At 55.0% G+C, this 21,697-nt stretch carries 18 protein-coding genes; 8 read left to right on the top strand and 10 right to left on the bottom strand.

Going from position 1 to position 21,697, the window contains the following annotated elements; translation table 11 throughout:
• Positions 1-61 precede the first annotated feature (61 nt).
• From PEH01S_RS03870 to PEH01S_RS03860, 3 genes are all read right to left on the bottom strand, one after another.
• On the bottom strand, positions 62-1,228 hold the full coding sequence (locus PEH01S_RS03870; RefSeq protein ID WP_051570347.1) for an ROK family transcriptional regulator: 1,167 nt from the start codon (positions 1,226-1,228) through the stop codon (positions 62-64).
• Between the two features lie 371 nt (positions 1,229-1,599).
• Positions 1,600-2,298, bottom strand: a complete 699-nt coding sequence (locus PEH01S_RS03865) for an aspartate/glutamate racemase family protein (protein WP_025848835.1) — start codon at positions 2,296-2,298, stop codon at positions 1,600-1,602.
• Between the two features lie 37 nt (positions 2,299-2,335).
• Positions 2,336-3,247 carry a DMT family transporter gene (locus PEH01S_RS03860; protein WP_127484016.1) on the bottom strand — a complete coding sequence of 304 codons (912 nt, stop codon included), beginning with the start codon at positions 3,245-3,247 and terminating at the stop codon, positions 2,336-2,338.
• 243 nt (positions 3,248-3,490) lie between these two features.
• On the opposite strand from PEH01S_RS03860, the gene PEH01S_RS03855 reads away from it, so the two are divergent.
• From PEH01S_RS03855 to PEH01S_RS03820, 8 genes are all read left to right on the top strand, one after another.
• A complete protein-coding gene (locus PEH01S_RS03855; protein WP_025848837.1) occupies positions 3,491-3,970 on the top strand; it encodes an Lrp/AsnC family transcriptional regulator in 480 nt (159 codons plus the stop codon).
• Positions 3,971-4,148: 178 nt separating this feature from the next.
• Positions 4,149-4,859: a response regulator transcription factor gene (locus PEH01S_RS03850; protein ID WP_127484015.1), complete on the top strand. Its 711-nt coding sequence runs from the start codon at positions 4,149-4,151 to the stop codon at positions 4,857-4,859.
• Positions 4,856-5,854 carry a sensor histidine kinase gene (locus PEH01S_RS03845; protein WP_127484014.1) on the top strand — a complete coding sequence of 333 codons (999 nt, stop codon included), beginning with the start codon at positions 4,856-4,858 and terminating at the stop codon, positions 5,852-5,854. The genes PEH01S_RS03850 and PEH01S_RS03845 overlap by 4 nt, the downstream gene beginning before the upstream one ends.
• Positions 5,855-6,022: 168 nt before the next feature.
• On the top strand, positions 6,023-6,751 hold the full coding sequence (locus PEH01S_RS03840) for an ABC transporter ATP-binding protein (RefSeq protein ID WP_127484013.1): 729 nt from the start codon (positions 6,023-6,025) through the stop codon (positions 6,749-6,751).
• The gene (locus PEH01S_RS03835; RefSeq protein ID WP_127484012.1) at positions 6,748-7,539 is read left to right on the top strand and encodes an ABC transporter permease; all 792 of its coding nucleotides are present in this window, start codon (positions 6,748-6,750) and stop codon (positions 7,537-7,539) included. The genes PEH01S_RS03840 and PEH01S_RS03835 overlap by 4 nt, the downstream gene beginning before the upstream one ends.
• Before the next feature lie 17 nt (positions 7,540-7,556).
• Positions 7,557-8,321, top strand: a complete 765-nt coding sequence (locus tag PEH01S_RS03830; protein ID WP_127484011.1) for an ABC transporter permease — start codon at positions 7,557-7,559, stop codon at positions 8,319-8,321.
• 28 nt (positions 8,322-8,349) lie between these two features.
• Entirely contained in the window at positions 8,350-9,120 is a 771-nt protein-coding gene (locus PEH01S_RS03825; protein WP_025848849.1) for an ABC transporter ATP-binding protein, read from the top strand.
• On the top strand, positions 9,095-11,014 hold the full coding sequence (locus PEH01S_RS03820; RefSeq protein WP_127484010.1) for an FtsX-like permease family protein: 1,920 nt from the start codon (positions 9,095-9,097) through the stop codon (positions 11,012-11,014). Before PEH01S_RS03825 ends, PEH01S_RS03820 begins: the two co-directional genes overlap by 26 nt.
• 61 nt (positions 11,015-11,075) lie before the next feature.
• Here PEH01S_RS03820 and PEH01S_RS03815 read toward each other — a convergent pair whose 3' ends face one another.
• The 7 genes from PEH01S_RS03815 to PEH01S_RS03785 form a co-directional block, all read right to left on the bottom strand.
• Positions 11,076-11,396 carry an SCP2 sterol-binding domain-containing protein gene (locus tag PEH01S_RS03815; RefSeq protein ID WP_025848854.1) on the bottom strand — a complete coding sequence of 107 codons (321 nt, stop codon included), beginning with the start codon at positions 11,394-11,396 and terminating at the stop codon, positions 11,076-11,078.
• Positions 11,397-11,447: 51 nt separating this feature from the next.
• Positions 11,448-11,873, bottom strand: a complete 426-nt coding sequence (locus PEH01S_RS03810; RefSeq protein ID WP_025848855.1) for a PaaI family thioesterase — start codon at positions 11,871-11,873, stop codon at positions 11,448-11,450.
• 33 nt (positions 11,874-11,906) lie between these two features.
• Positions 11,907-13,604 carry an AMP-binding protein gene (locus PEH01S_RS03805; protein ID WP_127484009.1) on the bottom strand — a complete coding sequence of 566 codons (1,698 nt, stop codon included), beginning with the start codon at positions 13,602-13,604 and terminating at the stop codon, positions 11,907-11,909.
• Positions 13,605-13,620: 16 nt separating this feature from the next.
• Entirely contained in the window at positions 13,621-15,402 is a 1,782-nt protein-coding gene (locus PEH01S_RS03800; RefSeq protein ID WP_025848858.1) for an acyl-CoA dehydrogenase family protein, read from the bottom strand.
• Positions 15,403-15,594: 192 nt separating this feature from the next.
• Positions 15,595-16,779, bottom strand: coding sequence for an acetyl-CoA C-acyltransferase (locus tag PEH01S_RS03795; RefSeq protein WP_127484008.1), 1,185 nt, complete (start codon positions 16,777-16,779; stop codon positions 15,595-15,597).
• Positions 16,780-16,802: 23 nt separating this feature from the next.
• Positions 16,803-19,199, bottom strand: a complete 2,397-nt coding sequence (locus tag PEH01S_RS03790; RefSeq protein ID WP_127484007.1) for a 3-hydroxyacyl-CoA dehydrogenase/enoyl-CoA hydratase family protein — start codon at positions 19,197-19,199, stop codon at positions 16,803-16,805.
• 170 nt (positions 19,200-19,369) lie between these two features.
• Positions 19,370-21,553: a (Fe-S)-binding protein gene (locus PEH01S_RS03785; protein WP_174807094.1), complete on the bottom strand. Its 2,184-nt coding sequence runs from the start codon at positions 21,551-21,553 to the stop codon at positions 19,370-19,372.
• Positions 21,554-21,697 lie beyond the last annotated feature (144 nt).

Below are 21,697 nucleotides of genomic sequence, written 5' to 3'. Positions count from 1 at the left end.
CAGCCAGCAGACAGCCTGTCTTATTCAGTAGGGCAAAAGGAAGGACGTCCTGTCTTCCAAATCAGCTTTGGTTCACGTAGTTGTTCAGCACGAGCGAAGCCGCACCGATAACAATGGATCGCTCTTTTAAATCGGAAGCGAGGATTTTGAATCCGCCGCGGAACGGCTCCCATACGACCTGCGCGCACTGCTCCTCGATCAAAGGGACGATATCGCTGTAATTCTCCACCATGTTGCCGCTCAAAATGACAGCGTCGGGGTTATACATGCACACGATATTGTTGATCGCAATGCCGATATACAGCGAGGTCCGCGAAATAATCTCCTTCGCCCAGCTCTCCTCGCTGCGGGCCGCTTCGAACAGCTGGCCGATATCGCCGACCTCGACGATCCGGTTCGCTTCGTGCAAAATCGCCGATTCGTCGATGTACGTCTGCAGGCAGCCCCGCTTGCCGCATTCGCATAAATTGCCGTTCGGATCGAGCGTCGTATGTCCGAGCTCTCCGGCGCTGTTCGAGCCGCCGCGAAAAATCTCTCCGTCGATAATAAGCGAGGAGCCGACCCCGGTGCCCAGCTCGATGAGCGCCGTTTTTTTCGAGCCCCGGGCGGAGCCGGACAAGTATTCAGCCAATATTTTGACCTTCAGGTCGTTGTCGATCACCGTATCGATCCCGGTCCGCTCCTTGATATGGCGGGCAAGCGGCACATTTCTCCAACCCAGCGTCGACGAATATTGGACGACACCCCGCTCGTGATCGATAACGCCGGGCACGCCGATGCCGATGCCAGTCAATTTCGAGCTGTCCAGCCCCTGCTCCTTCACCAGCCGGTTGATCGTCTCGGCAATGAGATCGATCGTGCGCCCGGCTTCCGTTTCAATGGCGGTATGTCCGACCGGAAGCTCGTACAGCAGCCTGCCGCTGAACTCCATCACGCCGAAGCGAACGATCTTCTTACCGATATCGACGCCGATCGAAAAAACGGCCTGCGGATCGATATCGAGCATAATCGCCTTGCGCCCGACGCCGCCGGACGAAAGCTCCGTTTCCCGGACGAGCCCCTGCTCGCACAGCTCGCCGACAATGCGTCCGACGGAGGTCGGACTGAGCTTGGTGATCTTCGTGATTTCCGCCCGCGAAATGGGCCGCTTTTCCTTAATAATATCAAGAATCATCTGCTTGTTATGCTGCCGGATGACGTCTTGATCGTGCTTCACAATTTTTTTCATACGCCGAAACCTCTTTATTCCACCCATGTTAATCAGAGTCTTGGAGAGCTCAACTCCCAAGTCATTGCAAGACATAAAAATGAGGACCGCCAAACTGAAAGCGGTTAAAATTAATAGGACTTATATAATTAATCCATTGGTGTTAATAATTGAATCATAGCATGGATTTTTCATTTGTCAATATTTGTTTGTAAATCATGGAAGATGTCAAATGACCCCGGCCCGGTAAAGCCGTCTCCTCACTTCGCTCTCGTCGACATTCAAGAGCAAGTCGCTATGCCCCGGAAGAGCGCTGCCGCCGCTGCCGGCGAAAAAAAATCGATCCAGAGCCCCGAGAAGGGGGCCGGATCGATGGTTTACGGCATTATGGCTTAGTCCTCGCTTAAAGCAAAGTCGACGGCACATTCCGCATGGATTCTTGTTGTATCGTACAGTGGAATACTGCAATCCTCCTGCGATATAAGCATCGTTATTTCTGTACATCCGAGAATAATGGCTTCGGCTCCTTGCTGGGTAAGGCTATGAATGATCCTTAAGTAAGATTTCTTGGATGATTCATTCACCATTCCAAGACAAAGTTCTTGATAGATGATGTCATGTACCATTTTTCTATCGGTTTCATTTGGCACGATAACTTCAAGTCCGAACCTTTCCATGAGTCTGCCTTTGTAAAAATCTTGTTCCATCGTAAAAGAAGTTCCCAGTAAAGCGACTTTCTTCATGCCATCCTTCACGATTTCTTTTGCCGTTGCATCCGCGATATGCAGCAGCGGGATCGAAACCGATTCCGCTACTTCTTGGGCCATCTTGTGCATCGTATTCGTACATATGACGATGACATCGGCTCCGGCAGCTTCCAGTTTGCGCGCCGAATCGATCATGATGTTTGTAGCTTCATCCCATTTTCCTTGATGCTGAAGCGTCTTGATTTCTTGGAAATTTACCGAAACCATGAGACTCTTGGCAGAATGATGTCCGCCCAGCTTTTCCTTAACGCGTTGATTGATGATTTGGTAATAGAGCAAGGACGATTCCCAGCTCATGCCTCCGATAAGACCTATTGTTTTCATGATAAGCACCTCTGTTCCATCTTAAGCTATTGCTTCCCTAATGAGCAAGATCGTGCCGTTGATTGCTTTCCGGGACCGCTTTTGTTTTGAAGATTGAGAATAAATAACACCCCAGGATCACCATGCAGCCCCCGATCCCTTGGTTCCACGTCATTTGTTCCCCTAAAAATAAAAACGCCAAAACCGCCGTAAATACCGGATTAAAATTCAAAAACATCCCCGCTGTTGTCGCACCTAATTTTTGAACCCCGATATTCCAAAACACGATACAGACTACGGTAGAGATCACGCCTGTATATAAAATGGCTTGGATGAACGAACCGTTTAGATTGGACACGGTGAAGTCAGAGAGGTTAAACGGAAGAAGAACGATCAGCCCAAATACCCCGGAGTAAAGTGTAGACTTCATGGGCGAGGTTTTCGACATGGCCCATCTGCTGCAAACGGAATAAATTCCCCACACGCAGACGGAGCCCATCATCCATAAATCGCCCGTATTTAAATGAAAAGACAGAAGCAGACCGGCATTTCCTTTGGAAAGAACAAGGATCACGCCAACCAGCGAGAAGATCATCGAAAGGATTTGCAGCATGTTGATTCTTTCCTTTAGGAATAAAAAGGAAAAAACGGAAATCGAAATCGTATTCAATGCGGAAATTAATCCGGCATTCGTCGCCGTTGTCCGTTCCAACGCCATAAATTGAAAGAGGTTAAATAGAACAACGCCTGTAATTCCCATTAACAACAACGGAAGAAGGGCTGCTCGTGAGGGGAGTATCGTTTTTTCTTTCCACCAGACGACGGGAAAGAGACACAACACGGCAATCACCCAGCGGATGCTCGTCAAAGTCATCGGAGACGCATGACCCACAAGCGATTTTCCGACTACAAAATTTCCTCCCCACAGCAAGCTTGTTAAAAGCAGCAGTAAAACGTACCTGTTCGGCATGTCATTAGCTCCTTTAAATTTTTCACCGTTACAGCGAAAAAGTAGAAGCCATTGTGCACAATGACATTTACATCGAATTCACTAACGATCATACCATTTTTATTGATCAGACTGTACATCATTTTGTAATATGTAGATAATTCAAAATAATATAAGTTAAATATATCGTTTCATTGAATTATATTCGTTTTCCAAATAGAAAACGTCCTGTTTTCCGAATATTGTAAAGGGAGAGAAGAGCGCATGGAATCTTTTGTAAGCAAAGTTTTGGATGAGGTCGATATTCAAATTTTAGATAGCATGCAAAAAGAAGCGCAGTTAAGCAATGCCGAGCTTGCACGGCGGGTGAACTTGTCTCCGCCGGCTACGCATGCCAGGGTAAAACGGTTGGAAAGCGAAGGGTTCATCAAGCGCCAAGTCGCCATCTTAAATCAGGAGAAACTTGGCTTCGATCTGTTATGCTTTATTTTTATGAGTACGAATATCCATCAAGCCGAACAACTGGAAGTTCTGGAGAAGGCATTACGCTCCATGCCTGAAGTATTGGAGTGTCATTGTTTAACGGGAGAGTATGACTATCTTTTAAAGGTAATGAACAAAGACCGCAAGGAATTGGAGAGCTTTATCCGAAAGTTAAATAAGCTCGGCATCGCGCGAATTCAAACGAGCCTGGCGCTGAGAGAAATTAAATATTCTACCGTGTTGCCTATATGGGAAAAATAATGGATGTAAAAAGGTCCCGTCCCAAGCCATGATGCCTGAGGCCGAGACCTTTCGTTTTCCGAAACGCCTTTTTGTTTTTTGGAGCTCCAAGTTCCGTATGGTTCGTTGACTTGTCCAATGGGACATGATAGGTTGAAATCATCCAGTTTATGGAGAAAAAGGCACCGAAAAGAGGGCGATGGACACGACGTACACGATCCTGATTGTCGAAGACGACGCCAAGCTGTCCGGGCTGCTTCGATCTTACATAACAAAATACGGCTTTGAAGCCAAGGAAACCGACAACTTCGACGACGTTCTGGCAAGCTTCCGCTCATCCGGCGCCCATCTGGTGCTGCTCGACGTCAACCTTCCCAAATACGACGGGTATTATTGGTGCCGGCTTATTCGCACGCACTCGCTCTGCCCCATTCTGTTCATTTCCGCCCGGGAAAGTCAAATGGATCAGGTCATGGCGCTGGACAACGGGGCCGACGACTATATTACGAAGCCTTTTCACTACGAAGTGGTCATGGCCAAAATCCGCAGCCACTTAAGAAGAGTCTACGGTTCTTATTCCGCAGGACAGAGGGAGAGGAAGATCGAGGCGCAAGGGCTCGTTTTATATCCGGAGCGATTCGTCGTGATGCACGGAGAGTCCGCAGCCGAGCTGACGCAGAAAGAAGCGGTTTTGCTGGAAGCGCTCATGAACAAAGCCGGGCGCGTCGTCAGCAGGGACCGGCTGCTTGATCTGATGTGGGAGGAGCACCATTTTATCGACGATAATACGTTGAACGTCTACATCACACGAGTGCGTAAAAAACTGAAAGAGCTGGGCGCGGATCAAGCGGTGGAGACGGTCAGAGGGGCGGGATACCGTCTGGGCTCCGCGATCGGAGGGGCGGGATGAGGCTGTTTTGGAAGGAGCACGTTCCGCTGCTGCTGTTCTATTTTGCTCAAATGCTGCTGGTGCCTCTGCTGTATTGGCTTACAGGCGAGGGGCGTCCTTTTGCGATCGTGCTTTACGGGATGCTGCTCAGCGCCTCGGTGCTGGCGGTTTATTTGGGCTACCGCTATGTTAGCCATAGAGAGCTGTACCGGCAGCTCAGTCACCCGCCCGCAAAGGGAAGCGAAGGTCTCCGGCCGATGGGAGAAACGCCGCTCCCCGAAGCTGTCGGTGAGCTTCTGGACCGCTACGACCGCTATTATCAAGAGCAGCTGCACCATCACCGGAGCGGCATGGAGCAGCATGTCGTCTTTATTCACCGCTGGGTGCATCAGATGAAGACGCCATTATCCGTCATCCAACTTACGGCGCAGGAGCTCGACGACGCGGCCGCGGACAGCATCATGGAAGAATTGGAACGGCTTAGAAAAGGGCTGGAAATGGTTATTTACACGTCCAGGCTTGAGCGTTTCGAGCAGGATTTTATGGTCGACCGAACGCCGCTGCGGCAAGTCGTCAACCAAGCCTTGGCGGAGAATCGCCGGCTGTTTATACGCAAGGGAATTACGCCGGGCATCCAACTGGATGAAAGCCTGGCGGTTTACAGCGACCCCAAATGGCTGCAGTTCATGGTAGGACAGCTTCTCATCAACGCGGCCAATTATACGGAGGGCGCTGGCAAAAGCGTCTTCGTGCGCGCTTACGAGCGCGAAGCGGCGACGATCCTGGAAATTCGCGATGAAGGCATCGGGATTGTCAAAGAAGATTTGAACCGCGTATTCAATCCGTATTTTACGGGCGAACGCGGACGGCGGCATCACGAGTCCACAGGAATGGGTCTGTACCTTGTCCGGGAGGTGTGCCAACGGCTCGGACATCGGGTGGAATTGGAATCGGAGCCGGAGGTGGGGACGGTGGTGCGGCTCCGATTCGACACGCGGCCAGTGTGTGTATCATGAATGTTCGCCACTCCTGCCATTCGCACTCATGATGCGGATGGCTTCTTTTCGTTCGAACCGAACATAACCTTAAACAAAATGTAAGCTTCGGTTAAGGTAAATCCATAGCAGGGCGACTCCTTCTCCTGTACATTAGGAATGCAGAAAAACATTCAGGAGGAACCGACAATGGGCAGCCCTATTCTCGAAGTGGATCGAATCACCAAAAATATCGGCCAGCGCAATGTAATCGCGGAATGCTCTTTTACACTCGAAATAGGAAAAATCTACGGGTTCATCGGGCCGAACGGAGCCGGTAAAACGACGATGATGCGCATGATGACAGGCCTCATCCGGCCGACAAGCGGTCGCATCCGCATCGACTCGTTCGATGTGCAGACGCAGCGCGTGCAGGCCTTGTCCAAAGTCGGCGCGATTATCGAATCCCCGGTCTTTTTCGAATATATGACGGGCAGACAGGTGCTGCGCAATTTATCGCGGCTGCATCCTTCCATACCGACTGCGGAGAGAGAACCGCATATCGAGCGGGTGCTGCACACGGTAGGGCTTTCCGGCCGGGGGGACGACCGGGTAAAAGCCTACTCGCTCGGGATGAAACAGCGTCTCGGGATCGCCCAATCCTTGCTCGGAAGCCCGGAGCTGTTGCTGCTGGACGAGCCTTCGAACGGGCTTGACCCGATGGGCATGCGGGAGCTGCGCGACCTTATTCTCCGCTTGCGCGATACGGCCAATTACGCATTTTTCATATCGAGCCATTTGCTTGACGAGTTGCAGCAAATGTGCGACGAGCTGATTATCATTCGGGAGGGCTCCATCCTTTGGAAGGGACCGACCGGGCAATTGGTCGCGAACGGGCAGCGGCTGGAGGACGCCTTCATGGAGCTGATGTATTCATGAGGCCCTTGATCTACAGCGAGTTTACCCGATTGTGGAGCCAAAGGTGGCTCTGGTTAGTCATCCTCGCCGCTCCCTTCCTTGCCTATTTGCAAGGGAGCTATTTTATATGGGTAAGCTCGTTAGGCCACAACGTATCATCCGTCTTGTTTCTTTTTCAAGGGCTTCGTGAAATGTTGTTTTTGCCGTGCAATATTGCCGTCGCCGCGCTTGCGGCTGCCGTCTATACGGAACCGTTTCGAAGCGGACAGCTGCGCCTTCTGTTTTTACGCCGGTTTTCCAAAGGGCAAATCTTTTTTAGCAAGCTGTTCGTCCTCCAAGCCTCCATCTTGCTTCTGCTGCTCGTCTTGGGAATATCCTTGGCGGTGGTCGGCATGCTTCGCTTTCCGCAAGAGGAAGCCGGCCGGTTCTGGCCTTTGATGGGGTATGCGTTCGTATACTATCTGCTCGCTTACGCCACGCTGGCCGGAATTAGCTGCCTCTTCTCTTTTATCGCGATGTACAGCAAGAATGTGACGCTTGCCCTGGGCGTATGCATGACGTATATTTTGGTATCGCTCCTGTTTGACGGCCTGTATTTGAAGGTCGCTTCTTTGTTCTCGGCTTGGCCCTATGTGCGCGATCTGCTCGCTTATGGATGGATTCCATTCATGCAGCACACCGGATTAAATGAAGCGTTATCCGGGAACGCGTCCGTGAATTGGGCCATTCCCACGATATTGCTATTGCATGTGGTTGTATGCAGCGCCATCGCTTATCGCCGCTTTGTCGCGGAGGATTATATGCATTAAACTAAGGAGGATATCCCATGTTCGGACTATGGCTAAGCGAAATGGAACGAATCTGGAAACGAAAAATGATGCTCGTTCTGGGCAGTATTTATTTCCTGCTATGGATCTTCAATACGAGTATGCTGCACAGCAGCGGATGGGGCGATTACCGATTCGGGGGCCGCGAACTGCTGCATGACTTAAATACGCCGTGGTTCGCGATGGAAGGAATCTCGCTGCTGCTCGTTCTGGCGATATTCCCGATCCTGTTCGTGGACCATTTGGGCGGTGAGATCTTTTCGGGAGCCTACCGGCTCTACATGCTGCGGGCCTACAGCCGCTTTCAGCTCTGGCTTGCGAAGCTGCTGGCGCTGGCGGCGACGGTTCTGATCTTTGTCGGAGTCACCGGCTTCCTCTCGACCGTTAGCGCCAGGCTGTTCTTTCCGCATAGCGAGACTCTCGTAAAATACGGGGCGACTGAGCCCGTAGGCTCCGCGGAGGCCATGTGGTATACGATAACGTTTTACTTGCTGTTTGCGCTCGTGTGTCTGGCGAAGCTTCTGATGAGCAGTATGGTATGCCAGTTCGTTCCCCGGCCGCTGGTCGCCTTTATCGTTCTCTTCGTCGGTTCGATAGCCATGATCTATGCGGTCAATGAGCTCTCGATTTATTTCGATCCGTTTTACCCAATCGTTAGGGCGCTCAGTCCGGACGGTTCGCCGAAATTTTGGTTTTATTTGCTCGGGTCGATGGTTGCTTTTGCGGCAGTCAGCCTTGTGCGATGGCAGAGGAAAATCGTTTAAAGCCGGTTAAGATCGGGGGATGGTATGAATGAGCATGGTTTACGTGAACGGACTGAACAAAGTATACCCGGGCAATATCGCTACGCATGCCCTCACCGATGTTCACCTGACTATTGAAAAAGGAGAGTTCGTCGGCATTATGGGGCCGTCCGGCAGCGGGAAAACGACGCTGCTCCACATGGTGTCGACCATTGGCGCTCCAAGCTCGGGGTCAGTTCTGATTAACGGCGCCGACCCTTATCAAATGAAAAAAGACGAGTTGGCGGTGTTCCGGCGAAGACAGCTCGGATTCGTCTTTCAGGATTTCAACCTGCTCGACACGCTGACGATTGCGGAAAATATCGTGCTACCCCTGACGCTTGACAACAAGCCGCTCGCCGAGATGGAAGCCAGGCTGAAGCAGGTGGCCGACCGGCTGAACATCAGCGATATTTTGAACAAACGCTCCTACGAAATTTCGGGCGGTCAGCGCCAGCGCACCGCCATTGCCCGAGCGATCGTCACGTCTCCGGCGCTGCTGCTCGCCGACGAGCCTACGGGGTCACTCGACTCCAACGCTTCCCGCGTGGTCATGGAATCGTTGGAGAGCATCAATCGGCAGGAGCGGACCACCATCATGCTCGTGACGCACGACCCGCTTGCCGCCAGCTACTGCAGCCGGATCGTGTTTATTAAGGACGGACGGCTGGCGGCTGAAATCCACCGGGGCGACAGCCGGCAAACATTTTTCCAAAAAATCATCGACACGCTGTCCTTCTGGGGAGGTCATACGCATGAGCTTTCCTCAATTCGCGTTTAATAATGTCAAGCGAAACGCACGGGCTTACTTCGCCTATTTTCTAAGCAGCGCCTTTATGGTGATGATCTTTTTCACGTTTGCCGTCTTCGTGTATCATCCCGAGATCGGGCAGATCCCGATGGGACCGCTCAAGCGCGCAGTTTTGCAGATTTCGGAAGGTGTCATCTTCGTATTCGCCATCGTCTTCGTGCTGTATTCGATCGGCATGTTTTTGAAATCCCGCCAGCGGGAATTCGGACTCTTGCTTGTCTTAGGCGCAAGATCAAGCCAAATCAACCGGCTCGTCTTTATGGAAAACATGTTGATCGGCGCCGGCTCCATCGTTACCGGAATCTCTGGGGGACTGCTTCTGTCCAAGCTGTTCCTGCTGTGCGGCACCCGAATGATGGAGATCCGGGAGCTTCCTTTTTATTGGCCGGCAGCAGCGATATGGCTTACCGCCGTTTCCTTTTCGCTGCTGTTCGCGGGCATCTCGGTGTTTACCTTGTTCTTCCTTCGCAAAAGCAACGTCGCGGAGCTGCTGCAAGGCAGCCATAAACCGAAAAAAGAGCCGAGGATTTCGCTCTTCTTCACGGTAACCGGGGCGGCGCTAATCGCCGTCGGCTTTCTGGCGCTTTATGCGGGAAAGCTGTCCCCTAATCTCGTCCTCCTTGCGGCGGCGACAGGGATCGCGGGCACCTACTTTTTTTATTCTCAGCTCTCGGTGCTTGTCATCCGTCTGTTGAAGCGAAGCCGCAAGGCTTTATGGCGGGGGACGAACCTGCTCTGGGTATCGGAATTGGCCTATAAGATGAAGGATAACGCGCGGATTTTGTTTCTTGTCACGGTGGTGACCTCCATCGCCAGTATGAGCGCAAGCTTTGTGCTGGCCGTTGACGAAACGAATCGGAAGGAATACGAAAACAATCCTTTTGCCATCGAATACTACAGCTTCGACGAGCAGCATACGGAACAAGAATTGGCTGCCATTAACGAATTACTGGACAGGGAGGGAGTGTCTTACCGGTCCGTCAAGGTGGAGAACCTTTACCGGCGAACGGTTCACGACGCGGTTCCTTCCGTCGAAGTCATCGCCGCAAGCCGCTTTAATCAGCTCGCGGCTGCGATGAATCTCCCGGAAGCGGCGCCGGACAGCGGAGAAGCGATCCTGATAAGCAGCCCGGCTCAACCGTCACACGGCCATATGACCCCGGGGGACAAAATCACGCTCGATTCCGGCCACACGGTGTCCGTTACGGAAGTCTTCGAACGCGAAGCTTTACCGTTCATGAGCTGGGCAAGCATTCTGGTCGTGAATGACAATTCGTATCGCACGATACAGGGGGATGCCAAGAGCAGCGTCCTTTTTGTATATCATGTGCCGGAGTGGAATAGTAGGCCTCCGTCCGGGACGGACAGTGCCGAGGCCGTCATCGGCGCCGAGCTGAAGAAACGGCTGCAGGAAAATCGTGAGCAGTATGGAACCTCTAACTCTTTTTCCATCCGGATCGGGAGCTATTTAAGCTTAAAGCAGGCAACGGCTTTATTCAGCTTCATCGGGATTTTCATCGCTTTCCTGTTTTCCGTGTCGTCCGCCAGCTTTCTGTATTTTAAGCTGTATACCGAGCTTGCTGCGGACAGCAGAATGTATCATGCGCTTTCCAAGATCGGCCTGAGCGCATCGGAGATGCGAACGTCGGCCACGCTGCAGATCGGCCTGCTGTTCTTTGTTCCTATCGTGATCTCCACCGTGCAAACGCTGATCGTGATGCGGCCCGTTCTCGGAACGATGTACGTTTATTCCGTATACAAGCCCGTTTTTATTGTCTCGGCAGCGTTTCTGGCTGCCCAGACCTTGTATTTTTTCCTTGTCCGCTCCCGCTATTTGCACCGCTTGAAAAGAATGACGGTCTGACCCTGACCGTACAAATGAACGAAAGCCGCCTCCCGGTGAAATGCCGGGGGCGGCCGCCGATTCAGTACGCCTTCAAAATTTCCTGAAGCTTCAAAGCCAAGCCTACACGCCCGTCCACTTTGAGCGAGCCGAGCATAAACGCCATCGTCGTGTTTAAATCGTTGCGAAGCAGCTTAACGAAATTGGACGCCGACAGCTTGAGCGTGCAGTCGGCCGGATGGGGCGTTCCTTCCAGCACTTCGACGGTGCCGGAATCGAAGCGGACCTGAAACGGCTCGTGATCGTCCAGATCGAATTGATACACGTAATGAAGCGGCCGGATCGGCTCCGGATTCGCCTGCATCCGCTCCACCAACTCCTGCAAGCTTTCCTTGACCGTCATATAACGCCCTTCCCTCCTTTCTCCCAAATGATAATGCCCTGTCAATCCGGTTTATTGGGTCCCCCGCCATTCGACGATGCGGAACGTCCCGGTGCCGAACGCGCACAGTTGCCCTTCTTCGTTATACACGTGCCCTTGCGTAGTGATCATCCGCCCCGAGCTGTGTACGATCTCCGCTGTGACTTTCATCTCCCCCTTGGCGATTGGGGCCATATAATGCAGATTCAGGTTCGTCGTGACGACGCTCTCGTTCGGCTTGGCGGCCATGGCGACCAAACCCATGACGGAGTCGAGCAGCGTAGCATGGACGCCGCCGTGTACGATGCCGATCAAGTTCAGATGATGCGGCTGGATGCTCAGCGATACGGCCGCCCGATCCGGAGCGAACGTATCGATCCGGGCTCCGATATGTTCCCAGAACGATCCGCGTGCCGCTTGTTCCAGGCGTTTGATAAATGCCGATGCTTGATTGTCCATACCAGGCCCTCCCGGAAATAGAATGAAAGCGTCCTAGCCGTTTTTCTTGAGCTTCTCCGCTTCTTCCTCCGCCAGCTTGTGGCGAAGCACTTTCCCGACGATCGTTTTCGGCAAGCTGTCCCGGAACTCGTACTGCTTCGGCACCTTGTAGGCCGCAAGCCGCTCCTTGCACCAAGCCTTGAACGCATCGGCATCGCCCTTCGCCCCCGGCTTGAGCACGATATACGCTTTAACCGTTTCTCCGCGGTAGGTGTCGATGATTCCTGCGACGACCGCCTCCTCGACATCGGGATGCTCGTACAATACTTCTTCGACCTCGCGCGGATAAATGTTGTAACCGCTCGCAATAATCATGTCCTTACGCCGGTCCAAAATATAAAAATACCCTTCCTCGTCCATCCGGGCCAAATCTCCCGTATACAGCCAGCCGTCCTTCAATACTTTCGCGGTTTCCTCCGGCTTGTTCCAATAGCCCTTCATAACTTGCGGGCCGCGGACCGTCAGCTCTCCGATTTCGCCGACGGGCATTTCCTCGCCCGTCTCCGGGTTCACGATCCGGGCATCCGTATCGGGGAACGGAATCCCAATGGAGCCGAGCTTGCGCTTCTCCCAAATGTTATTGGCATGCGTCACGGGGGACGCTTCGGTCAAGCCGTACCCTTCGATCAATTTGCCGCCCGTAATCGATTCGAACGATTCCTGCACTTCCAACGGCAGAGAAGCCGAACCGCTGATACAGAACCGGATGGACGACAAGTCGAAGCGCTTGATGTTCTGATGGTGAATGAGCGATATATACATCGTCGGCGCACCGGGAAAAACGGTCGGCTTCAGCTTATCGATCGTTTGCAGCACTTGATTTACCTCGTACCGGGGAATCAAAATCAAGGTGCCCGCCGTATACACGGCTTGATTCAGCAGCACCGTCATCCCGAATACGTGAAAGAAAGGCAGGACCGCCAAATACGTTTCCTTCGCAATTTGCGAGCGGTACGACCAAAGCCTGCTTTGAATCGTATTGGCGATCAGATTCGTATGCGTCAGCATGACGCCCTTCGGAATGCCGGTCGTGCCGCCGGTATATTGAAGCAGCGCCAGATCGCGGTCGGCATCGACCTTCGCCTCGTGCGGCGCGGCCGTCGCCTGCTCCAGCAGCTCCATAAACGCTGCGACGCCGTTCCCGTAGACAACGTCGCGTTTCAGATTGTCTTTTTTGGCCTTTAACGGATAAAGCACGTTCTTGGGAAAAGGAAGATAGTCTTTGATGGAAGTGACGATCACATGCTTGATCCCGGTCAGCGGGACCACCTTCGCGACGCGCTCGTACAGCAGATCGAGCGTGACGATCACATGGGCGCCGGAGTCCTTCATCTGGTACTCCAGCTCCCGCGGCATATACATCGGATTGGTCATGACGACGATGCCGCCCATCAGCAGCGTTCCGTAGTAGGCGATCACTGCCTGCGGACAATTGGGCAGCATCACCGCGACCCGGTCCCCCCTGCGAACGCCCAGGCTCGCAAGGGCGTTCGCAAAGCGGTAAGCGGATTGAAGCAATTGACGATACGATATTTTTTTGCCCAAAAAGTATAAGGCCGTATGGTTCGGATAGTCCGAAGCCGTTTGTACCAAAAAATGCGCTAAGTTTTGCTTCGGGTATTCGCAGGTCGATGGCACTTCGACAGGATAATGTCTTAACCATGGCTTGTCGGACAAGTTCGACCACCCCATTTGTCAGGTTTCAAGCTTAAACTACGTATTTTTCGGCTTCGATGACGCGGGAAGCGATTTCGCGCTTGATCTCGATCGCATTGATCGGGGTTTTGCGGGTCAGTTTTTTCAGGACGGACAATTGGGTGCGCAGCATGTCGCCGGATTCCATCGCGGCCAGCGCTTCTTTCGCCCACTCCTCAATCCGTGCGAACGATTCGTGTACGAAGACAGTCGTCATGTCGATGGCGTTCAGCGCTTTTCCTTCTCCGCCTGCGGCGATCAGCTTCTTCGTGCGCAGCAGCGCGCTTTCCATCGCGAAAACGGCAATCATGATGTCCGCCAGGTGGCTCAAAATTTCCTGCTCCTGGTCCAGCTTCGTTTGATATTTTTGCACCGCTTGCGCACCGACCATAAGAAATATTTTTTTCGCCATGGCCAGCAGATGGTTTTCCTGCTCCAGCGTTCCTTCGAACGTCTGCCCCGGCACGAGAGACAGCAGCTCGGATTGCAGCCCCATCGCTTTTTGCATCAGAGGCAGCTCCCCTTTCATGGCGCGCTTGATCAGCGTTCCGGGGATCAGAAGCCGGTTAATCTCGTTCGTGCCTTCGAAAATGCGGTTAATGCGGGAATCCCGGTAAATGCGCTCGATCCGGTACTCCTGAGTAAAGCCGTAGCCGCCGTGAATTTGCACGCCCTCGTCGGCCACGAAGTCCAGCGTCTCGGAGCCGAACACTTTGTTGATCGAGCACTCCAGCGCATACTCGGCGATCGCTTTGGCCGATTGCTGCCCGACGTTGGCGCTGCCGTGATCGACTTCGCTCAAGCCTTCGTCGAACAAGCCTGCCGTCCGGTACACCATGCTTTCCAGCACGTACGAGCGGGTGTTCATGTCGGCCAGCTTGGCTCCGATCAGCGGGAAGGACGAAATTTTGCGGCCGAACTGCGTCCGCTCGTTGGCATATTTGGCCGAAAGCTCAATCGCATCCTTGGCGGCGCCGACGCAGCCTGCGGCAAGCTTGAAGCGGCCGATGTTCAGGATGTTGAAGGCGATCAGGTGACCCTTGCCGACCTCCCACAGCAGGTTTTCCACCGGCACCTTCACGTCTTCCAGAATGAGCGGGCAGGTGGATGAGCCTTTGATACCCATTTTCTTCTCTTCCGGACCGATGCTTACGCCTTCCATCGTCCGTTCGACGATGAACGTGCTGAAGTCGGTTCCGTTTACTTTAGCGTATACGATGAACACATCGGCAAAGCCGGCGTTCGTAATAAACTGCTTCGTCCCGTTCAGGATATAGTGGGTCCCGTCCTCGGACAGCACGGCGGTCGCTTTCGCGCCCAGCGCGTCGGAGCCGGAGGAAGGCTCCGTCAGGCAGTAAGCGGCGACTTTCTCACCGGTCGCCAGCTGCGGCAAATATTTTTTCTTCTGCGCCTCGGTGCCGAAATACACGATCGGCAGCGTGCCGATCCCGACGTGAGCGCCCACGGTCAGCGCGAAGGCGGAAGCCTTCGTCAGCCGCTCGTTGATCAGCGTCGAGCTGACCTTGTCAAGGCCGAGCCCGCCGTACGCTTCCGGCACGTCGGCGCCGAGCAGGCCGAGCTCCCCGGCCTTGCGCAGCATTTTCACGGACAGCTCGTAATTCAGCTTCTCGATCTCTTCGTCGTGGGGGGCGATGTCGCCCGCCACGAAGTCTTCCGTCGTCTGCGCGATCATGCGATGCTCTTCCGTAAAATCCTCCGGGGTCACGACCCGGGTAAAATCGATATCTTCGATAATAAAGCTTCCGCCGACCACTTTGCTCATCATTTTGCTCATGTCCGAATCTCTCCTTCGTTTATTTGGGATAGGTGAAAATAGGCTGCACGAGCGGATCATTCTTCCGATAGCTGTTGTCCCCGGATTCTTTGATTACATAACCCATTTAGTGGTTAGAATCCGGGGTCAAAGGCTACCGCTGACGCTTCTCCAGAATGATTCCGCTCCCTCCGCCATTTTTCACTTGGTTGTTTAGCCCGCATGAACCTCAAACACACCGGCCGCGCCCATGCCGCCGCCGATACACATGGAGACGACACCGATGCCGCCGCCTCTGCGGCGCAGCTCGTGAATCAGCGTCGCGGTCAGCTTTGTGCCCGTGCATCCGAGCGGATGACCGAGCGCGATTGCGCCGCCATTCACATTGACCTTCTCTTCGTCCAAGCCGAGCTGACGGATGATGTGCACGCATTGGGACGCGAAGGCCTCGTTGATTTCAAACAAATCGACATCGCCGATCGAGAGTCCGGCCATCCGGAGCGCTTTCGGGATCGCCTCCACCGGCCCGACGCCCATAATTTCCGGGTCCACCCCAGCCAGCGCGAACGAACGGAACGTCGCGAGCGGCTTCAAGCCGAGCGCTCCCGCGCGCTCCTTGTTCATCACCACGGCTGCGGCTGCGCCGTCGCTCATCTGGGACGAGTTGCCCGCCGTCACCGTACCGTTCAGCTTGAAGGACGGCTTCAGCTTGCCCAGCACCTGCGCCGTCGTATCGGCGCGGACGCCTTCGTCGGTATCGAACGCGAACGACTCGCTCTTGACTTTCCCGCTGTCGTCCACCTGCGTCCATTGCGTCTGCACCGGAACGATTTCGTCGCGGAATTTCCCGTCGCGGATCGCCGCCGCCGCTTTTTCGTGGGAACGCGCGGAGAACCGGTCCTGATCTTCGCGGGAAATGCCGAACCGCTCGGCGACATTTTCGGCCGTATGGCCCATGCCGATATAGACCTCCGGCATCTGCTCCACGATCTTCGGATTCGGCGACAGCTTGAATCCGGTCATCGGCACGTGGCTCATGCTCTCGACGCCGCCGGCGACGATCACGTCGGCCGTCCCGAGCATAATCCGCTCCGCCGCGAAAGCGATCGATTGCAGGCCGGACGAGCAAAACCGGTTGATCGTGAGCGCCGGCACGGTCACCGGAAAACCGGCATAGAGCGACATGATGCGGGCAAAGTTAAGCCCCTGCTCGCCTTCCGGCATGGCGCAGCCGATAATGACATCCTCGACATCCTCTTTCTTAAGACCGGGCGCCCGCTCCACAGCGGCTTCGAGCACGGCCTTGCCCAGATCCTCCGCACGCGTTTGGGCCAAACGGCCCTTTTTCGCTTTGCCGACCGCGGTGCGGGCAACCGATACGATTACAGCTTCTCTCATGGGTTTCACCTCTCCCGGGATTATTAATTCCGCAGCGCTTTGCCTTTGGACAGCATGTGCTGCATGCGCTGCTGCGTTTTCGGCTCGCCGCACAAGCTCAGGAACGCCTCGCGCTCCAGATCGAGCATGTACTGCTCCGTCACAAGCGAGCCTGCCGGCACATCGCCTCCGGCCAGCACGTGGGCCAGCTTATTGGCAATTTTCACGTCGTGCTCGCTGATATAGCCGCTCTGCCGCATCGAATAAGCGCCGAGCTGCATCACCGCTTTGCCGTCGGAACCGGCGACGCGGATTTTTTCTTCGCGAATCGGCTCGTAGCCTGCTTGCACCATGCGCAGCACGGACTGCTTCGCTTCGTGAATCAAGTGATCCTGATTGATGACGATCCGGTCCGTCGGCTTGAACAGCCCCAGCTTGAATGCATCGTGGCCGCTGGTCGACACCTTCGCCGTGCCGATCGTCTCGAACGCCTGGTTCAAGTACGGCTGCAGGTCGGCATCCGGATGCGCGGCATGCTGGCTTATGCGGAGCGCCATCTCCTTGCAGCCGCCCCCGGCCGGAATCAGGCCGACGCCGACCTCCACCAAGCCGAAGTACGTCTCCGCCGAAGCGACGATCTGATCTGCCGGCATGCACGCCTCCACGCCGCCGCCAAGCGTCATCCGGTGCGGCGCCGCCACGACCGGCTTTTCGAACCGCTTGACTTTATACATCGTGTTCTGGAACAGGCGGATGATGCTGTCGATTTCGTCCCATTCCTCGTCCTGCGCTTCCATGAGCAAAATCATCAGATTCGCGCCCACGCAGAAGTTCCGGCCCTGGTTGGCGATGACGAGCCCGTTGTAGTTGCTCCGCACCTCGTCCAGGCTTTGCTGGATCATCGTCAGGATGTCCGCGCCGATCGCATTGTTCGGCGAATGGAATTCGAGGCACGCAACCCCGTCGCCGATATCGATGAGGCTGGCGCCGCTGTTGGATTTCACCACGCGGTTCTGCTCCTTCAGGCTGCGCAGCGAGATAACCTCCGGCGCCGTTTCCAGCTCCTTATACTGTCCGCCGTGCACGTAGAACGCTGCGCCGTCCTGCTTCTTGTAGAAGGACGTGTTGCCCTGCGCGATCCACTCCTTCACCCAGCCGGGAACGGCCGTGCCTTCCGCTTCCATCCGCTCGACCGACCGGACCAGTCCGATCGCGTCCCACGTTTCGAACGGTCCCAGCTCCCAGCCGAAGCCCCATCTCATCGCTTCGTCGATTTCGCGGATCGAATCGGCAATTTCGCCAAGCTTCGCGGCGGAGTAAACAAGCACCTTCTTCAAAATATTCCACGCCAGCTCCGAGTAGCGGTCGCCCGCTCCGAGCAGCGCCTTCGTTTTCTCCCGCGCGCCCTTCGCCAGCTTCGCCGCTTCCAGCGAGGCGGAGGCTACTTTTTTCTGCGGCACGTAGTCCATGGTCGAGAAGTCGAGCGACAAAATTTCGCTGCCGTTCGGCCCTTTTTTCTTCAAATAAAAGCCTTGTCCCGACTTCTCGCCGAGCCAGCCTTTGTCCACCATGCCGCGCAGCACGGGCGATTCGGCAAACACGGCTTTTTCCGCTTCGTCCGAGACGTTCTCGTATACGTTATTCGCCACATGCACGAACGTGTCGAGTCCGACGAGATCAAGCGTGCGGAACGTCGCGCTTCTCGGGCGGCCGAGCGCAGGCCCCGTCACGGCGTCCACCTCTTCGACGCGGTACCCTTTCTCCTGCATTTCCTGCAGGGTGACGAGCAGCCCATATGTGCCGATCCGGTTGGCGATGAAGTTCGGCGTATCTTTAGCCAATACGACGCCTTTGCCGAGGCGGTTCTCGCAAAATTGCTTCATGCCGCTGACGATGGCCGGATCGGTATGCTCGCCCGGGATGACCTCGAGCAGCTTCATATAACGCGGAGGATTGAAAAAGTGCGTGCCGAGAAAATGGCGCTTGAACGCTTCGCCGCAATCGGCGGACATGGCATTGATCGAGATGCCGGACGTATTCGAGCTGACGACGGTGCCTTCTTTCCAGTGCGCTTCAATCTTGCTGAGCAGCTGCTTCTTGGCGTCCAAATTTTCAACGATAACCTCAATGACCCAGTCGACGTCCGCAATTTGCGCCAAATGATCCTCCAGATTGCCCGGGGTGATGCGCTCTGCGAACGTATCGTCGTACAGCGGCGCCGGCTTCGTCTTTTTCAGCTTGGCAATCGCCTGAACGGCCAGCCGGCTGCGCACGGCCGGATGCTCCAAGGTGAGCCCTTTGGCCGCTTCCTCTTCCGTCAGCTGCTTCGGAACGATGTCGAGCAACAGGCTGGGAATTCCCGCGTTCGCCAGATGGGCGGCAATGGCGGAGCCCATGACACCCGACCCGATGACTGCTGCTTTGCGTATCGATCTCATCATGATATTGCTTACCTCCCAATACGTTTTTGATATGGATTGCTTGAACAAACCTGCGAGTAAAGCATTCGGCGGCGTCTTGCAGCCGGGCAGGCGAATCTCATGGCGCAATATGTCGGCGCCCGCCGGCCCCGCCAAGCATTCTCGCCTTGCGGGGATGGCGGGGGCCGGTCTTATGATCCGCCCACGCCGATTGCATCGTTCGCCGGTTGTATATGGGATTCGCCGAATACGGATTGCTCCAGTATTTCGGCGATATCTCTCGCCTTGACGCGGTCTTCCGCTTCCTTCATCTTCGTGCCGTCCTCCATCATCGTCAGGCAGTACGGGCACGCGCTGCTGATGACCGTCGGGTTCGTTTCGAGCGCCTGCTCGGTCCGCGCCAGATTGACGCGCTTGCCCGACGTTTCCTCCATCCACATCATGCCGCCGCCCGCTCCGCAGCACATCCCGTTCTCGCGGGTGCGCTCCATCTCGACGAGCTCGACGCCGGGGATCGCGCGCAGCACGTTGCGCGGCTGCTCGTAAACGTTGTTGTAGCGGCCCAGATAGCACGAGTCGTGATACGTAATCCGCTCGTTCACCGCATGGCGCGGCGTCAGCTTGCCCGACCGGATAAGCCGGTCCAGCAGCTCCGTATGATGGAGCACTTCCACGCCTTCCAGCCCGAAGTCCGGGTATTCGTTTTTGAGCGTGTTGTACGTATGCGGGCAAGCGGTGACGATTTTTTTGACGCCATATTTCTCGAAAACGGCGATATTTTCCGCGCACAGCTGCTGGAACAGCATCTCGTTGCCGAGCCTGCGCGGCGTGTCGCCGGAATTTTTCTCCTCGTTGCCGAGAATCGCGAAGCTGACGCCGGCTTCGTGAAGCAGCCGGACAAACGCCCGCGATACTTTGCGGCTGCGCAGATCGTAGGAGCCCATCGAGCCGACGAAGAACAAATATTCGAAATCCGGATTTTCCTTGACCGTCGGGACCGCGATGCCGTCGATCTCGCCGGTCCACTTCACCCGGTCGCTGCGGCTGAGTCCCCACGGATTGCCCTGCCGCTCGATATTTTGCATCGCGCGCTGGCCCTCGTGCGGCATGCTGCCCTGCATCAGGACGAGATGCCTGCGCAGATCGACAATTTTGTCCACGTGCTCGTTGCCGACCGGACATTGATCTTCGCAGTTGCGGCACGTCGTACAGGACCAGATCTCGTCCTCCGTCATCACATCGCCGATCAGCTCGGCTTCCTCCGCAGGCTTATCCCGCACCTTCCAGGCGTTCTGCTGCCAGGCCAGCGTCGGACGAATATCGGTGATCCCTTCGGTCTCCCAGCGGACACCCGGCTCGGCCGCCGCCTCCATCGAATGGGCGCCCGCAGCGGGGAACGCGTACTCCGGCACCCATGGGGATTTGGACGTCACGGCGGTGCCTTTTTCCGTCAGATGATCGCGCAGCTTGACGATCAGGTGCATCGGCGACAGCGTCTTGCCGGTGTTCGAGGCCGGGCATACGTTCGTGCAGCGTCCGCACTCGACGCAAGCGTAGAAGTCGAGCATCTGCTTCTGCGTAAAATCCTCGATCTTGCCCACGCCGAACGATTCGGCTTCCTCGTCTTCCAGATCCAGCTTTTTCAACCGTCCGACCGGCTCCTTGCGGCGGAACCATATATTAATGGGCGCGGTCAAAATATGAAAATGCTTCGATTGCGGCACATATACCAGAAAAGCGAGCAGGATCAGCAGATGGAGCCACCAGCATATATAGAACAGCACCGCCGCCGTCTGGGCGGAAATGCCTTCGAACGCCGCCGCAATCGCGGAGGAGATCGGAGCGTAGGCTGCGCTCGTATGCGGGCCAAGCCACAACCGCTCGAAGGCGAGCGACAGCAGCACGGACAGCATCAAGCCGAAAATAAAGAAGACGACGATGCTCGGCTTCCAGCCCTTTTTCAGGCGGGGCAGCTTCTCTACATAGCGGCGGTAGACCGCATACCCCATCGCCACCAGGATCGAGAACACCGTAATTTCCTGCAGCAGACCGAAGACGGCGTACCCGGGAAACGATACGCTTTCCCCTCCGCGCAGCCCCTTCACGATCAGGTCCAGGGCGCCGAACTGCAGAATGATGAAGCCGTAAAAAATAATGACGTGCATGATTCCGCTTTTTTTGTCCTTCAGCAGCTTCTTCTGGCCGAACACCTCGGCCATAAACTCGCCCAGCCGCTCCTTGCTCTGCTGCCGGAAATCTACGGGCTGCCCGAGCTTCATATACGCGTAGCGGTGAGATACGGCTTTCCAAAACAGGAAGACTGCGTACGCTGTTACAGCAAGAAAGGCAAGCAGGTTCACGATGAGCCACATCATTTGTTACATCCATCCTTTCCGTCCGATTAGGTCCAAGCTGTGGCATGCTTGTTTGAAAGCGATAACATTAGGCCCCCATAAAAATCTTATGAGCAAAACACATTGACAAGTAGCAGCGTTTCCCATAAGATGAAATTGAAATGA

The organism is Paenibacillus ehimensis NBRC 15659 (genome assembly GCF_004000785.1).
In the GTDB taxonomy this organism is placed as follows: Bacteria; Bacillota; Bacilli; order Paenibacillales; family NBRC-103111; genus Paenibacillus_G; species Paenibacillus_G ehimensis.
Note: the sequence above shows the minus strand (reverse complement) of the source record. Positions and strands in the feature narration are given on the sequence as shown.